This window comes from Helicobacter sp. 13S00401-1, assembly GCF_002272925.1.
Taxonomy (GTDB): Bacteria; Campylobacterota; Campylobacteria; order Campylobacterales; family Helicobacteraceae; genus Helicobacter_I.
Genome location: NZ_MLAR01000003.1, coordinates 45,852 through 61,175 on the forward strand (window position 1 = coordinate 45,852; position 15,324 = coordinate 61,175).

General features: G+C 34.1%; 17 protein-coding genes and 1 tRNA gene. 14 read left to right on the forward strand and 4 right to left on the reverse strand.

Features of this window, described 5'->3' with window-relative positions; genetic code table 11:
- Positions 1 to 50 precede the first annotated feature (50 nt).
- On the reverse strand, positions 51 to 1,106 hold the full coding sequence (ruvB, locus tag BKH43_RS02430; protein ID WP_095228180.1) for a Holliday junction branch migration DNA helicase RuvB: 1,056 nt from the start codon (positions 1,104 to 1,106) through the stop codon (positions 51 to 53).
- A gap of 106 nt (positions 1,107 to 1,212) precedes the next feature.
- On the opposite strand from ruvB, the gene BKH43_RS02435 reads away from it, so the two are divergent.
- Both BKH43_RS02435 and BKH43_RS02440 read left to right on the forward strand, forming a co-directional pair.
- Positions 1,213 to 1,303 (forward strand) — tRNA-Ser (locus BKH43_RS02435).
- 179 nt (positions 1,304 to 1,482) lie between these two features.
- Complete coding sequence (locus BKH43_RS02440; RefSeq protein WP_275542196.1) at positions 1,483 to 2,070, forward strand: phage tail tape measure protein; 588 nt, start codon at positions 1,483 to 1,485, stop codon at positions 2,068 to 2,070.
- A 6-nt stretch (positions 2,071 to 2,076) separates the two neighbouring features.
- Here the strand turns inward: BKH43_RS02440 and BKH43_RS02445 are convergent, their stop codons facing one another.
- On the reverse strand, positions 2,077 to 2,394 hold the full coding sequence (locus BKH43_RS02445; RefSeq protein WP_095228184.1) for a hypothetical protein: 318 nt from the start codon (positions 2,392 to 2,394) through the stop codon (positions 2,077 to 2,079).
- Positions 2,395 to 2,756: 362 nt separating this feature from the next.
- Between BKH43_RS02445 and BKH43_RS02455 the strand changes: the two genes are divergently transcribed.
- From BKH43_RS02455 to BKH43_RS02470, 4 genes are all read left to right on the forward strand, one after another.
- Entirely contained in the window at positions 2,757 to 2,987 is a 231-nt protein-coding gene (locus tag BKH43_RS02455) for a hypothetical protein (protein WP_095228188.1), read from the forward strand.
- A complete protein-coding gene (locus BKH43_RS02460; protein WP_095228190.1) occupies positions 2,959 to 3,237 on the forward strand; it encodes a type II toxin-antitoxin system RelE/ParE family toxin in 279 nt (92 codons plus the stop codon). The genes BKH43_RS02455 and BKH43_RS02460 overlap by 29 nt, the downstream gene beginning before the upstream one ends.
- A gap of 172 nt (positions 3,238 to 3,409) precedes the next feature.
- The gene (locus BKH43_RS02465; protein ID WP_095228192.1) at positions 3,410 to 3,643 is read left to right on the forward strand and encodes a hypothetical protein; all 234 of its coding nucleotides are present in this window, start codon (positions 3,410 to 3,412) and stop codon (positions 3,641 to 3,643) included.
- Positions 3,615 to 3,893, forward strand: a complete 279-nt coding sequence (locus BKH43_RS02470; protein ID WP_172402296.1) for a type II toxin-antitoxin system RelE/ParE family toxin — start codon at positions 3,615 to 3,617, stop codon at positions 3,891 to 3,893. The genes BKH43_RS02465 and BKH43_RS02470 overlap by 29 nt, the downstream gene beginning before the upstream one ends.
- 129 nt (positions 3,894 to 4,022) lie before the next feature.
- On the opposite strand, the gene BKH43_RS02475 is transcribed toward BKH43_RS02470, so the two are convergent.
- Both BKH43_RS02475 and BKH43_RS02480 read right to left on the reverse strand, forming a co-directional pair.
- Positions 4,023 to 4,358, reverse strand: coding sequence for a hypothetical protein (locus BKH43_RS02475; RefSeq protein WP_095228197.1), 336 nt, complete (start codon positions 4,356 to 4,358; stop codon positions 4,023 to 4,025).
- Positions 4,359 to 4,370: 12 nt separating this feature from the next.
- Complete coding sequence (locus BKH43_RS02480) at positions 4,371 to 5,684, reverse strand: sulfite oxidase (protein WP_095228199.1); 1,314 nt, start codon at positions 5,682 to 5,684, stop codon at positions 4,371 to 4,373.
- A 319-nt stretch (positions 5,685 to 6,003) separates the two neighbouring features.
- On the opposite strand from BKH43_RS02480, the gene BKH43_RS02485 reads away from it, so the two are divergent.
- The 8 genes from BKH43_RS02485 (at position 6,004) to BKH43_RS02520 (ending at position 14,600) form a co-directional block, all read left to right on the forward strand.
- Positions 6,004 to 6,546: a site-specific integrase gene (locus BKH43_RS02485; protein ID WP_095228201.1), complete on the forward strand. Its 543-nt coding sequence runs from the start codon at positions 6,004 to 6,006 to the stop codon at positions 6,544 to 6,546.
- Positions 6,547 to 6,871: 325 nt separating this feature from the next.
- Positions 6,872 to 7,291 (forward strand): glycerol-3-phosphate cytidylyltransferase, encoded by a 420-nt coding sequence (gene tagD, locus BKH43_RS02490; RefSeq protein WP_095228203.1) that lies wholly within the window; start codon positions 6,872 to 6,874, stop codon positions 7,289 to 7,291.
- Positions 7,279 to 8,787 (forward strand): sugar phosphate nucleotidyltransferase, encoded by a 1,509-nt coding sequence (locus BKH43_RS02495; protein WP_095228205.1) that lies wholly within the window; start codon positions 7,279 to 7,281, stop codon positions 8,785 to 8,787. The genes tagD and BKH43_RS02495 overlap by 13 nt, the downstream gene beginning before the upstream one ends.
- On the forward strand, positions 8,784 to 10,181 hold the full coding sequence (locus BKH43_RS02500; protein WP_095228207.1) for a KpsF/GutQ family sugar-phosphate isomerase: 1,398 nt from the start codon (positions 8,784 to 8,786) through the stop codon (positions 10,179 to 10,181). The genes BKH43_RS02495 and BKH43_RS02500 overlap by 4 nt, the downstream gene beginning before the upstream one ends.
- A 13-nt stretch (positions 10,182 to 10,194) precedes the next feature.
- A complete protein-coding gene (locus tag BKH43_RS02505) occupies positions 10,195 to 11,412 on the forward strand; it encodes a hypothetical protein (protein ID WP_095228209.1) in 1,218 nt (405 codons plus the stop codon).
- Entirely contained in the window at positions 11,400 to 12,518 is a 1,119-nt protein-coding gene (locus BKH43_RS02510) for a hypothetical protein (RefSeq protein WP_095228211.1), read from the forward strand. Before BKH43_RS02505 ends, BKH43_RS02510 begins: the two co-directional genes overlap by 13 nt.
- Positions 12,511 to 13,494: a LicD family protein gene (locus BKH43_RS02515; RefSeq protein WP_172402297.1), complete on the forward strand. Its 984-nt coding sequence runs from the start codon at positions 12,511 to 12,513 to the stop codon at positions 13,492 to 13,494. Before BKH43_RS02510 ends, BKH43_RS02515 begins: the two co-directional genes overlap by 8 nt.
- Positions 13,491 to 14,600 (forward strand): hypothetical protein, encoded by a 1,110-nt coding sequence (locus tag BKH43_RS02520; RefSeq protein ID WP_095228215.1) that lies wholly within the window; start codon positions 13,491 to 13,493, stop codon positions 14,598 to 14,600. The genes BKH43_RS02515 and BKH43_RS02520 overlap by 4 nt, the downstream gene beginning before the upstream one ends.
- Positions 14,601 to 15,324 lie beyond the last annotated feature (724 nt).

Sequence of the window (15,324 nt, forward strand, 5' to 3'; positions counted from 1 at the left end):
ATTATATAAAAAAGATTCTAAAATGGATAATCTTAAAGCTAGCACAAAGTTTAAAGCAGCCTATTATTAAGACTTGGAATCTTACAAACTTCATAAGTTTTAAAAGTAGCTATACGTCCTTTTGCAGTTCTTTCTAAAAAGCCATTAGCTAGCAAATAAGGCTCTATAACATCTTCTATAGTTCCTTCATCTTCACTCATAAAAGCAGCAATAGCACTTAGGCCTATAGGTCTATTTTGCGCATTAGCCAAAAGTGTTAGATATTTTAAATCTAACTCATCAAACCCTAGCTCATTAACCCCTAGCTCATCTAAGGCATGGCGAGAAAGCTCATAGTCTATGTGATCTTTTTCTGCAACATCAGCATAGTCTCTTATACGCCTAAGTAGCCTTAAGGCAATCCTAGGAGTTCCACGAGATCTTTTTGCTATCTCACTAGCTGCTTTAGAATCTATATTTTTATTAAGCTTAAGGCTTGCTTTTTGGATGATAAGGCTTAGTTCATCTTGGTTATAAAACTGCATCCTAAAATTCATACCAAATCTATCTCTAAGCGGGTTAGAAAGCATACCAGCCCTTGTAGTAGCTCCTATTAAAGTAAAGGGGGCTAGATCTATCTTTATAGTTTGGGCTGCTGGCCCACTACCTATGATGATATCTAATCTATAATCTTCCATAGCTGGATAAAGTATCTCTTCTATAGCCGGGCTTAAGCGGTGAATCTCATCTATAAAAAGTATATCGCCTTCTTGCAAGTTAGTCATGATAGCAGCCAAATCCCCTGACTTTTCTATCATAGGGGCAGCACTTACTTTTATGTTTGCATTCATCTCATTAGCCACTATATAGCTAAGAGTAGTTTTACCAAGACCTGGAGGACCAAAAAAAAGGATGTGATCTAAGCACTCAGTTTTTTTACTTCCTTCTTTTTGTCCTTTTTGATGTCTTTTTTTAGCAGCACTAATTGATATCTGAAGATTTTTTTTAATCTGCTCTTGACCTATGAAGTCATCCCATAGACTAGGACGAAGTGTACTTTCTTGCTCGCTTTCTAGTTTTGTGCTTTCTATTAGCTCATTTCTATCTATGATGGAAAGCTTTTCCATATCTTCTCTCCTTAGGCAGACTATCTTTGCCCCAACATTATAGCAGTCGCTCAATTAAGGTTATTTTAAAAGTTTATCTGATATATTTTTAATCTTTTTTCTAAATGGACAGGTGGGTGAGTTGGCTTAAACCACATCCCTGCTAAGGATGCGTAGTCGCAAGATTACCGAGGGTTCGAATCCCTCCTTGTCCGCCACTATAAAATCCCCTCTAAACTTAATCTAATCTTAAAAATCATACTTAGTCACTCTTAACTATTTTCATATCATCTCTTTTTTTCTTGCTTTTTCTCTTCAAGAGAAAAAACCATAAAGCCACTCTACCTGCAGCTCCAAAAATTGCTCTTATTACTTCTAATGTAGAAACCCTAGTAAGATAGTAAATGACTTAGCTAATGAAGGTAACTACACAGGCTCTATGCAAAAAGAATTTGAAGCAGTTAGTGCTACTACTGCTAACTCATTACAATTAATGCGCAATGCCTTTGCAAGAGTAGGTAATACACTAGGCTCTACCTTACTACCTATAATAAGTGGTGTATCTAAGCTAATAGCTAGCATGGTTAGTGGTTTTGGTGCATTGCTTGAAAGTTCTAGTTTTGTAAGATATGGACTTATAGCTCTAGGTGGGGCATTTGCATTACTTAAGATAAAAGCACTAGCAGCAAGATTAGGAAGTTTTGTTTTAACTAGCGCCTTACATCCTTTAAGATTTACCCTATTAAAGATGCTTCCTGCTTCATATATAGCTAGTATAGGAGATAAACTAGGACTTAGTACTACAGTAGAGCTAAGTAAAACTAAGGCCCCGCCAAAAGCAGCTGAACTACAAAACTTAGCAATCAGTAAACCTGCTACAACTACTTCTACTAACTCTAGTGTTACTAATGCTAATACTATAACTATAGTTACAGGAGCTAATCCTAAAGAAGTAGTAAGAGCTGTAGCTACTTATAGTGATTAATAAAATTTAAGAAAAAACTTTTCCAAGTATGTACACAATAAGGGGAATACTTATAATAAATAGACAAATGCATTGCGCTGACCTAAGTGCCAGCCTTCCTGTCCTTGTGCCAACATCATTAAAGTCTTTCCATTGTAAAGGAGCGTTTTTATCTATAGGCATTTTTCTTTTTAGTTTTTGTTTTTTAGCGTAGTCATCTAAGCTTTTTTCAAAGGAATTATAACCATTAGCTATTTTCTCACCACCACCGTTTACAAAGAAAGCAAGTAGCTTAAAGACACCAGTAATCATAAAAACGCCTATAATAAATGTTAGTATTATCATTAAGCTTACTCCTTTAATCTTTTACATATCTAGTCTAGCAAAAAATTAATTGATTTTCAACGTCTTAGTGTAGTTTCTCTCTTTTTCTTTTAGTTCTAAATAACTATGACTTTTTACTTTTACTAAAACATAAACTGCAGTGTTTGCCTTAAAGTCTTTTAAAGGTTTAAAGGTTGCAACATCTAAACTAGTATATGTTATAGATAACTTCACAAAAGAGCTTAAAGACCCTAAAGAGCATGAGACAAAGGCTGAAGCAGTAAACACTTACCTTATTTAAGGATAAGGAATTAGAAGTCCTTCATGCTAATGCACATTCTCAATTAGTTATAATTTAATATCAAGCCTACAAGGAGCCTAAAATGACAGCTAAAGAAAGATTAGAATTAGAAAATTCGCAAGCTTATAAAGACTATAAAGAAGATTTTTTAAAAAGATATCCCACAAAAGAAAGCTATTACACAGCCTTAAGTGAAGATCTTAAGGCTTATAAAGAAGGCAGGCTTGAAACTTTTCCTATAGAAGGTTTAGCAGAAGAGATAATGAAAGAAGTGGAGGAAGAGTGTGAAAATAAGGCACACAAGACAGTATAAAAAAGAGTTAAAAGAGCTTTATAGATACATCTATCTTTCTAGCCCACAAAATGCAAAAAATATCATCGAAGAAATAGACACAAAAACTAAAAAACTAGCTACAGCTCCCTACATAGGACGCATAGCCAGTTATGATAACAATATACGAGAGCTAATCCATAAAGGCTATATGATTCCTTATAGTGTAGAAAAAGAAACTGTAGTGATACTAGGCATCTATGGGGCTAATAAGTGGAGTGTAGAAGTGTGAGCTCTCCTAGAGATTATCTAATAAAACGTTTTTGTGAAGGTTTTAAGCTTAAGCCTAGATAAAATCTTTTAGAAATGTTCTCCTTACTAGTAATAAAGAGTTAGAAGCCCTTCATGCTAATGCACATTCTCAATTAGTTATAATTTAATATCAAGCCTACAAGGAGCCTAAAATGACAGCTAAAGAAAGATTAGAATTAGAAAATTCGCAAGCTTATAAAGACTATAAAGAAGATTTTTTAAAAAGATATCCCACAAAAGAAAGCTATTACACAGCCTTAAGTGAAGATCTTAAGGCTTATAAAGAAGGCAAACTTGAAACTTATACACTAGAAGAAGTCTTTGATGGTATAGAAAAAATGTTTGAAAGGCTAGATGGTGAGAGTAATATTTCATCAAAGATTTAATAAGGAATTAGAGACTATCTTAATATATATTTATGGCTATAGCCCGCAAAATTCTAAGAATCTAAATTTAGAGATAAAAACTAAGATTAAAACACTAACCACAGCTCCCTACATAGGACGCATAGCCAGTTATGATAACAATATACGAGAGCTAATCCATAAAGGTTACGTTATCCCTTACAATGTAGATAAAGAAACTGTAGTGATACTAGGAATTTATGGGGCTAATAAGTGGAGTGTAGAAGTGTGAGCTCTCTAGAGAATACTTAATAAAACGTTTTTGTGAAGGCTTTAAGCTTAAACCTAGATACAACCTATCAAATAGGACATAAACCTTACTTAAGGCTTACATCCCATAAAGATTTAAGGCTTTAAACAACTACTTAGGAAGTTTACTATGCTCTAAAAGTGGGCGTCTTAAAGAGGTTGCAACTTGCGGATAGTTTTTAGCTAAGTAAGTTAGTATCAAGTCTTCTGTTTTGGGGTCAAGATCCCAAAGGCCCTGTGTTTTTTGCATCCAAACTATAGTTTCTTTCCACTCTTGTCTAGTACCTTTACCCTCTATGATAAAAGCAGCGGAGTGACAAACTGTGCAGTTTTGCTTAACTTCCGTAAGTCCCTTATCGACCTTTAATCCAGTCTCAGGGTCTATCTTTTGTGCTAGTAAAAAAGAAGAGCAAGCCACTATAAGAAGTAAGGGTTTTATCCATTTCATAATCCCTCCCTCCTAAACAACTCTAACTGCTATGCGGTGGCAAGAGTTATTATTATATCCGCCTGGATTCCATGCTCCTAAAACCATAGGTTGAGATTTGCCCTTGCTATCAGTAGCCCTTGCCCATACTTCATAGTAGCCTTTTGTTGGGAACTTCACACTTGCTTCCCACTCTTGCCATGCTAGATGGTTGATAGGTTTTTTAAGCTTTGCTTTATGCCAAGTAGCACCATAGTCAATTGAAACATGCATTTGAGACACGCTTAGATCACCTGCCCACGCCTTACCCCTTAGGGCTAGTGCCTTATCTAGAGGAGCATGCACGCCAGAAAGTGGGAAGGTTATAAGTGACTTAACAGCCATAGATTCTAAGATACACATATCGTTAGGATCTACTTTTTCACCTGGGGCAACAGGTGTGCATGGTATGCGGTAAGATCCTCCCCCCATTTTTGGTCCATCATGGACTTTATTTCTTACAACAACTCTAACTAGCCATTTACCCGCTACAGAAGCCGGCCACCCGCCTATTGCAAGTCTTAAAGGATAGCCATTCATATAAGGTATATCTTGCCCTTCATACTGCCAAGCTATCAAAGTTTCATCTTCTAAGGCTTTGTGCATAGGAACGCCACGAGAGATAGGCACTTCGCCATTTCCTGAAAGGCTAGTATCGGCCCCATAGTAGCCTATATAAACAGCATCTTTTTTAATCCCGCAAGATTCTAAAACATCTTTTAAACGAACACCTGTCCATCTACCACAGCCTACCGCTCCTACATGCCACTGGTTTCCTCTAGTTGCTGGGACTACATCAAAGCGATTATTCCCCCCACACTCAAGAGTTAGGGCGTAAGTGTAGTGTTTAAATCTCTTTTTAAGCTCATCTAGCTTAAAAGTTGTTGGTCTTTCACAAGACTCTCCTTCTATGCGAAGCTCCCACTTGCTTAAGTCTATATCTTTCATCGCTGGTGGGATGCCATTATTACGTATAAAAAAGTGCTCTGGCTTAGTAAAAGGATCATCTAAAAACTGTGGCAAGGTCTCTGCATTAATAGGCTTATCGTTTAGATAAACTAAGCCATCTTTACCCTTAACGCTAAAAGGATGCAGCTCATTTGCCAAAAGGGCTGGCATTAGACCTCCTGGCATCTTATCTGCAAAAGGTATGCTTGCTCCAACCACAGAGGCCATAGCTATAAGTGAACTCTTCTTTAAAAAACCTCTCCTTGTAAGGGGGTCAACCTCTCTTCCAAAAATATCTAAGTCTGCTTTTATAGGATCTTTAGCATAAGCCTCATGTATCCCTTTTGTTTTTTTCTTCATAGCTACTCCTTGTACTTAAAGCTTGTTACACATTCTCATTATTTTGTTAGATTTTGTCAAGCTTTTGTTAAGTTATACAGATAGAATCTTTATAAGTGTGTGTTTACAACACTTTAAACTGTAAAAATAAGAAATTTACCTACTAGCTAAAAATATAAAGCCATTTTTATACCCTGTAAGTTCTTATAAAACTAGAGTGCAAAAACTAAAGTATGCAAAGACTTTTTAGAATTCATATTTTGCTTTTTTGTCTTAAACTTACTACATAAAACTTCCTTAAAACAGCCTCATTGCAAGAGTACATTTTAAGGAGAAAAACATGAATATAGTAGAGCCTATAAAAAATAAGCTTGATTTACAAAGGATAGAAGTAAGGCTTGCAAGAAGGAGTAAGCGAGACTTGCTGATGTTTGAGCTAGGGATAAATAGCGGTCTTAGAATCTCAGACATCTTAAATCTAAACATAAAAGATGTACGCAACCAAACCCACATCCACATAGTAGAAAAAAAGACCAAAAAACTTAAAAGCTTCCCACTAAACAAAAAGCTTAAAGATCTTATAGAGCCTTATGTAGAAGATAAGAGTGATGATGAGCCTCTTTTTAAAACTAGGTTTAATCACAGGCTTGATAGATTCCAAGCTTATAAGATACTTAATGCAGTCTGTCAAAGTATAGGCTTAAGGTATAAAGTAGGGACTCACTCTTTAAGAAAAACCTTTGGTTATCACCACTATAAGCAGTTTAAAGATATAGCTCTTTTACAAAAGATCTTTAATCACTCTTCAACAAAAACCACTCTTAGATACATAGGCATAGAACAAGAAGAGATAGATAAAAGTTATAAAAACTTTGTGCTTTAAGATAAATGGAATCTAAAAAGGCTGAAAGATTAAGCATAAATTTCTAAATGAAACACAACAATACAACATAATGAGCATTGTGTAGTATTGTTGACACTTTTAGCTAAGAAAAATTATAGCACAGATGCATTTTGTGATCGTATTTTTTTACTTTTTTAGCATATATTTTAATAATAACAGGCATTATCGAAGCAATCTTAACATTTTATACATAAAACTTGTATATAAGTAACATTTATCTATCCTAAAAAGCTATGTTTTTACACAAAAAATACCACATAATGCTCATTGTGTGGTGGTCAATATTTGCTATTTTGGAGAAGAAATGAAATTTGTAAGGGTTATCACCTATGGAACCTTTGATGTCCTTCACTATGGACATATACGGTTACTAAAAAGGGCAAGAGCATTGGGTGACTACTTAATAGTTGCGCTTTCAACTGATGAGTTTAATAAAGTAAAGCACAAAGAATCATTTTATACCTTTGAGCAAAGAAAGATGATCTTAGAAGGTTGTAGATATGTAGATTTAGTGGTCCCAGAAAAAAGCTGGAGGCAAAAACAAAACGATATCAAAACTTACAAGGCAGATATTTTTGTAATGGGTGATGACTGGGAAGGAGAATTTGATGCTTTAAAAAATATCTGCAAAGTTATCTACATCAAAAGAACTCCTGAAGTCTCTTCAACTACCACCAAAGACTTTTTAAAGTCCACTAAAAAAGGGAAAAAATGCAAAAAATAATCATCCAAGCTGGTGGTAAAGGCACAAGACTAGAAGGTCTTACTAGAAACAAACCTAAGTGCTTAGTTCCTATTGATAATCTTCCTCTTATCTTTTATACATTTAAAAAGTTCCCTGATGCTTTATTTTTAATAATAGCTGACTACAAGATAGATGTTTTAGAAAGATATTTAAGCGTTTTTGCAAAAGACTATAAACATAAGATTATAAAAGCTAGTGAAAAAGGCACAGCTAGTGGCATAAAAGATGCCCTTACACACTTTGAAGAAGATGAACAAGTAAGCATCATCTGGTGTGATTTAATACTTCCTACTAGCTTTAAACTTCCTTCTACTAAAAATAACTTTATAGGTATAGCTAAAGACTTTGAGTGTAGATGGTCTTTTGAAGATTCTAAGTTTATAAAAAAAGCAAGTAGTGAACATGGTGTGGCTGGTCTTTTTATATTTACTTCTAAAAGCTTACTAAAAGATATACCAGAAAGTGGAGCACTAGTGCCCTACCTTAGTACTACTAACATAAAGTTTAAAGAGTTGCCACTTAATGGCGCTAAAGAGATAGGAACCATGATATCTTATATGGATAACAACAAACAAGCTAGTAGAAGATGGAGGCCATTTAATTCCTTAAAGTTTAAAGGAAACCTAGTTATAAAAGAAGGCATAAATGATCAAGGCAAAAAGATAGCTAAAAATGAAGTAGCTTGGTATAAATTTGTTAAAAAACATAGCTTTGAATATATACCAGAGATTTATAAGTATGAGCCTTTAGAGATGAGATTAATACAAGGGCAAAATATCTATGAGTATGACTGTTTAACTAAAACTCAAAAAAAAGAGATTCTAACTAAGATTATAAAAGCCCTAGATTGCCTACATAACCTAGTACCACCTATAAAAGTTAGCTTAGAAGATGTTAAGACTAACTATATAACTAAGACTTTTGAAAGACTAGAGACTATAAAAGACTTAGTGCCTTTTGCAAGTAAAGAGTTTATAAGGATTAATCATAGATATTACAAAAATATCTTTTATGATAAAGATAAGTTAGAAAAGCTATTAGATTCTATGAGTCCTATGGAGTTTAGGCTAATCCATGGAGACTGCACTTTTTCAAATATGATGTTTGATACTTTTAATATGCAAGTTACTCTATTAGACCCAAGAGGCTACTTTGGGGAAACTCTACTTTATGGAGATGTAGACTATGACTGGGCTAAGCTTTACTACTCTTTAAAAGGTAACTATGATCAGTTTAATCTTAAAAAGTTCACCCTTGATATAAAGCAAAGTGATATAGAACTAAACATCAAACCTAATAACTGGGAGGATATGGAAGAGTTTTTCTTTGATAGTATCCCTCATGTAAATAAGCAAAAGATTAAAACCCTCCATTCCATCATCTGGCTTTCTTTAACTACTTATGCTTGGGAGGACTATGACAGTATCTGTGGTGCTTTTTATAATGGCGTCTTGCAAGCAGGAGAGTTTCTATGAAGGACTTAAAAGCTAGTAATATAGAATCTAAAAACTTAAAATCTACTACCTACTTAACTCTTTCTTCTTTACCTAAAACTTGGATACTAGATATAGATGGAACCTTACTTAAACATAATGGCTATAAGACTAAAGAAGGGGATAGTTTACTACCTGGTGTAAAAGAGTTTTTTTCTAAGCTTAGCCCTAGTGATAAGATAGTTCTTTTAACAGCTAGAGAAGAAAGGTACGCACAAGACTTAAAAGAGTTTTTAAAAGTTAGTGATATAAGGTATGACTACTTACTTCACTCTATGCCCCTTGGAGAAAGAATCTTAGTTAATGACGCTAAGCCTAGTGGTTTAAAGTGTGCTTATGCGATTAATGTGATTAGAGATAAGGGACTAGATATAAAGATAGATGACTTAGAATCTAATACAGATTCTAACCTTGATCTAAACTCAGCTCTAAAAACTATAGACCTAGAGATAGAAGGCTTAAAGCTACTAAAAGAAAGTTTACAAGCTAGCACTAAAGATCTCACCTCACCTTTAACTAAGGCCTTAGATCTACTAGAAAACACTAAAGGTAGGGTAGTTTTTACTGGTATAGGAAAGTCTGGGATCATAGCTAAAAAGATAGTCTCTTCCCTTGCATCAACTGGAACGCCCTCTTTTTTCATACACCCAAGTGAGGCAAGCCATGGTGATCTTGGCATGCTAAAAGATGAAGACATCATAGTGGCTATGTCTAATAGCGGGGAATCTCAAGAGTTAATAGACATACTAGAGTATGCTAAAACCTTTAAACACCACTTAATAGCTATCACCAAAAACAAAGATAGTTCACTAGGAAAAGCAGCTGATGTAGTCTTAAGTCTACCTAGTAGTAAAGAAGCCTGCCCTTTAAACCTAGCGCCTACTTCTTCAACCACTGCTGCTTTAGTCTTAGGGGATATACTAACTGTAAGACTTATGGAAAGAAAGAGAATTGATAGTTTTGAGTTTAACAAAAGACATCCTGGAGGCAAGCTAGGCTTTGCATTTTTAAAAGTCTCTTCCATCATGCACACAAAAGATTCCTTACCCTTGCTTCCACAAAGTGCTATTTTTAAAGACGCCCTTTTAGAGATGACACTAAAGCGTCTTGGTTGTGTAGGATTTATAGATACTAAAGGTTGCTTAGTTGGAATCTTAACTGATGGAGACTTGCGAAGGATACTAAATAGAGATAGTGTAGATAAAGATATAACAGAGCTTATGACTAAAGACCCCATAACTCTAGATAAAGATACTCTAGTTGCTAAGGCGCTAGAACTTATGGAGACCAAACACATAAGCAGTGCTTTTATACTAGAAGATAAAAAGCCTATAGGTGTTGTGCATATCTATGACTGCTTAAAGTTTCAAGCATAAAGTGTAAATAAATATGAGTTTAAAACAAAAACTAAAAAGCTTTATGCTTCAAAATAAAGACTATATAAAACCGCTTTGCCATAACTTTATACTTAACTGGCACATAGATATAGGAGAAGATGACGCTTTGATAAAAACTTTTAAGATTTTTGGTATATCTATCTTTAGGCGTGTGATAAGCAAAAACTACATAAAAGACTATAGGGGAGCTAAACTAGTTAAAACCTTAGCCTTAGGTGAAGACTATAAAAAGAGCATGCTTGAAGAATATGCCAGGCTTATAAAAAATGCTAGTTTAGATATAAAAAACTATAAGGCCATTTTTATCTTTAACTCTAATAGTGGGGAGATAAACCTCTTTTTAACCTATGTCTTAAAGCCTCTTTTAAAGCGTTATAACCTAGATGGCTATAAAGACTTACTTTTTATAGCAACCAAAGACTACCACCTAGACATCATGGAATCTATCTTCCCTCAAGTCCCCCGTCTACTAGCAAAAAACATAAAGCTTTTTTATGAAACGCTAAAGTATATAAACAAACAAGCATTTTTTACCATCTTCACTAGTGTGTATTTCTTAAAGGTTGAAGATAATATAGCCTTTAGTTCTACTTTTAAAACCCACTACTTTAAGCTTATGCTAAAAGAGCTAGACATAGATAAAAAAGACTTGGTATTTCAAGGCTTTCTTCCACCACAAAACATAGAATCTAGCATGCTAGCTAAGATCAAAAAAACTAAGTTAAATCTAAAAAACTTTATCATCCTTGCCCCAGAGGCTATCTCTTGTAAACCTTATAAAAAAAGATTCTGGAAAAAGCTTATAAAAAGCTTGCAGGCTGCAGGCATAGATATCTTTGTAAATGCTGTAGAAAAAAGCACGCACTTTAAAGGAGTAAACTATAAACACTGCAAACTAGGCTTTGATGAAGTCTTTATGCTAGCTAAGCTTAGTTTAGGAGTAGTTTCTTTAAGAAGTGGTCTAGTAGAAAACTTGCTTCAAGCAAACGTGCCACTTTTTGCCCTCTACACTCGCTTTAAACACAAACCACCTTTTGGGATACTAGATTCTAAAAAGATCTTGGCTGGCTTTAGTCTTAGAGTCCTTCCAAACATAAACCAAACCCTACTTTATGAGTTTGATATGGAAGAAGTCGTAGAAAACAAATTAATAGAGCTAATAGTCTACATAGCAAGTCACAAAAAAGAAAAACTACAATGGCAGTCTTAAAAAAAGTAAGTACTAAAACTACTACAAGCATCAAGCTTTTTGGCAAAACATTAGTTAGGAAAGAAAGACTACTCTCATCTACTTCACTTTATGTTTTAAATCTACTTATCTATAAAAAGCGTCTTAAACCTTATATCCATACATCCTATCTGCTAGGTGTAAAGATAGCTAGTAAGCAAATAGATTTAACTTCCTTGCTATCAAAACAAGCAAAAAATAAAGAGTTTATCTACATCTGCTTTCATAGTGGGGATTTTTACTACCTAGCAGTAACTATAAAACAAAACTTTGCTAAGTATAAAGATGTACTTATCTTAAGTAAGTTTGCCTACTTAAAGCAAGTTTTAGAGATGCTTGACTTTGAAGAAGCATGGATAGAATCTAACTTTTTAGTAGTAAAAGAGTTTTACCCCTCCCTTGCTTTGTGGTGCAAAAGTTCTAACACGCTAAAAAGTAAGGCTAGCTTGGATCATGAAAAAGGCTGGATGATTAATGAAAAAGTAGAGATCAAAGATAGAAACTATCCTCCTTTTTCAGATTCTTTAGCTAAGTTTTTAGGTAAAAGTAGTTTTGATATTAGATTTAACTATGCATTTAAACTAACTCCTAGCCTATCAAGTAAAAAAGATATAAAAACTAAGGCTATCTTACTTATCCCCCAAAGTCAGTTTAATGGAGACTTAAGCCTAGCTTTTTGTAGTGTCTTATTAGAAGGTCTTAAAGCACTAGGTTTTCATGTATTTATAAACACAAAAAGCAAACTTTATGACTCCTTACTTGATGCTAGCACTACAAAGATCTTTTTAAACTATAAAGATACTTATGAGCTAGGCTTAACCTGCAAGGCAGTTATAGCTATTAGATGTGGGCTGGTTGATTGCTTACAAAGTCTAGCTTTTAATAAAGTCTTATTTTTTATCATCTATAACCAAAAAAGCTATCCACACTATAAGTTTTTTAAAAACTTTTATGAGTGGTTTAAAGACGCCTATAGTCTTAATCATATCAATCAAACCACTATTTTTAATGAGTACTTTTATGAAAAAGACTACATACACCTTTTAAAAGACATACTAGAAAAACTAAAGGAGGATGGCGATGTATGAACTATATAATTTTTTATTAAAAGTTTTTTCAAAACTATTTATACCTAGCATCAACGCAAGGTTAAGGTTTAGAAAAAGATTCTACAAAGTAACTCCACTTGAACGCTTAAAAAAAGACTTAGACATCAAACTAGCTGCAACTTTTAGTGCCTTTTTTGATATAAGAGATATAAGGCCTGCAACTGGCAACTTACGCAAGGTTCAGCTTGGACTAAGTGCTTTGCTAAGTGAGTTTCACGAAGTATGCATGGATAATGACATCATATACTGGCTAGATTATGGCACCTTGCTTGGGGCTTATAGACATAAGGGCTTTATACCTTGGGATGATGATATAGATGTAGGTATGATGCGAAGTGAGTTTTTAAAACTACAAAAAGCCTTACTTAACCACCCTCACTTTAAACTAACTGAATGGTTGCACATAGGAGGAGAAAGCATACAATGCAGAGTGGCAAAGTTTTGCTTTAAAAGAGATGACATCCACCTTTTTATAGATATCTTCCCCTATGACTTTTGTAACTGTTCTAACTTAGCTAGCTTTTATGAAGGCTACAAACAAGATAAAGAAGCACTTAGGGCTAGTTTAAGAGGACTAAAACTACACTATAACTTTTGTGAGTGTAAGGATGAAAAAGATTTAAAAGTTATTAATGAGACTTTTAAAAAGTATGGCGATAAGTATAGTTCATCTCTAACTTTAAAAGACGGCAGTGCGATAATTTATGGTATAGAAAATCCAGTCAATGAAGCTACTAGAATTTTCACCAAACACACCATCTTCCCCCTCCAAACTTTAAACTTTGAAGGTTTTACTTATCTTGTGCCAAATGATATAGATAAGTATCTAAGCGTAAACTTTGGCAACTACATGGCCTTACCTACTGACATAGGTATAGCTAAACACCCTCCTTATACAGAATCTGAACTAGAGATCATAGAAGAAATACTACACGCCGCCAAGGAGAGTAAATGAAAAAAGCTATAAAGGGTATATTTTGGGTGCTAGTTTATTTAGGCTTAGCCTTAAGAGTTTTTAAAAAAGCCCGTATAAATATAGCAAGGTGTCACGCCTTTCAAGTTAGGTTTAAAACTATCCCACTTGTACAGTATGAAAGATATGATAATGGCGATGTGATAAGGTCTTTTCCTTTTAGAAAAAAGCATGATAAAGATAAAGTAGTGTTTTATCTAAAATTTCATAATGATGTAAAAGGCCATGCTTTTTACTGCCTAGGTCACTGGATAAATATAGTTAATAAATATAAAGGTGACTACTATATAGTCTGTGATAAGCCTAGAGTAGAGCTTGATATCTTAAGAAAAGTAGTGTTTTATGATGGCAATATAAAGTTTATAACTAGTGATAAGTCTATACCAAAATATATTATCGAGAATGTAGCGACATCTAGATGGATAGGAGCTACTTATGGACATCTGACAACTTTTTTACATGCTAAAAAGCATGGTATAAAAAGATTCTGGAATATAGATGCTGATGATACATCTTTTATGGAGTTGCCTTTAGTAGTGGCTAAGTCTTTAAAGAAGGTTGCAGACTATGCTAACAAGCATGATATAAGTTTGTTTTCACTAGATATGCATAGAACTAACCTAAAAGGCAAGCACTGGTCTTATGGGGTAACTTATGTGCGTAAGTATGATAAGTTTTTAAAACTTGTATATGAAAACAAAAGCATAGCATGGAGAAATAAGTACAAGCTTTATGATGACCACTTTAATCTAGACTGGTTTACAACCTACCTAAGAGATAAAAAGGCTTTAAGTATAGAAACCTTCACTATAAATAATCTCTATTTTATGCACTGGGGGATGTCTCATATATTTAGAATCTTTCCCTACTTTATGTACGTAGTAAGAGATGGAATCTTAACCTACCCTATATTGCTAAAAGTATTTAATAATAAAAAATATGGAGAAGTAAAGGTTTATAAAGATTGCATCAACTTAGATACAGGCATAAAAGAAAAAGACAGTCTGTGCTATATAAACAATCTCATAGCTATCATCCCACTTATACTAGAAGAAAGGATGAAGCATAAGACTAAAAGTGCTAAATAAGACAGTTTAAACACATACTATTTACAAAAATATTAAAACAAAGCACAACTTATCTACACGTTCTAGGGGCGTTCTAGTCACCCACCTAGAAATAGATCACTTTTAACTCCAAATAGTTTCAAGATATCATTTTAAAATAGCTCTAACTTTTCTGACATAACTCCAAAAACTATCATTTTATATAGGCAGTATTACTTTTTTTTTATAATCTTTACAATCTGTCATTGAAAAGAATGTGTAAAGTGCTCTGTAGCAATCTTGTGCATAGCACTTAAGTTTTTTTATTGCAGAATCTACTTTTATATAATCTTTGTCCTTTGACAAGAGGGATCAAGCGGCCCTATCTTGAACTAGGCGGTTCTATTATCCCCCTAGTTTTTATTTTATAAATATTGCCCCCTAGTCCCCCGCACGCTTGTTTTTACTAATGCAAAAACAAAAGGCAAAGATTGCCATGAAAGCATTAGCTTCTGTAAAAATAAAAAATTATATATATGTAACTATTCCATTAAAATGTGCCCGTTAGCTCGCTTTGTTTCGTAGTGCAAAAAAGCGGAAGCAAGTAAGCAGTAGTGCTTACGCCGTTTTTTTCGAGGAAACTTCGTTTTGCTAGAAACGGAATAAGCGAGACCCTCCCCTTATTTGCCGAAAAAACACTTTTTTCGTAGGTTTTGCGGGAGTGAGGAGGGGTTAAACCCTTTTTTTATTAAAAAACACAAAGAAT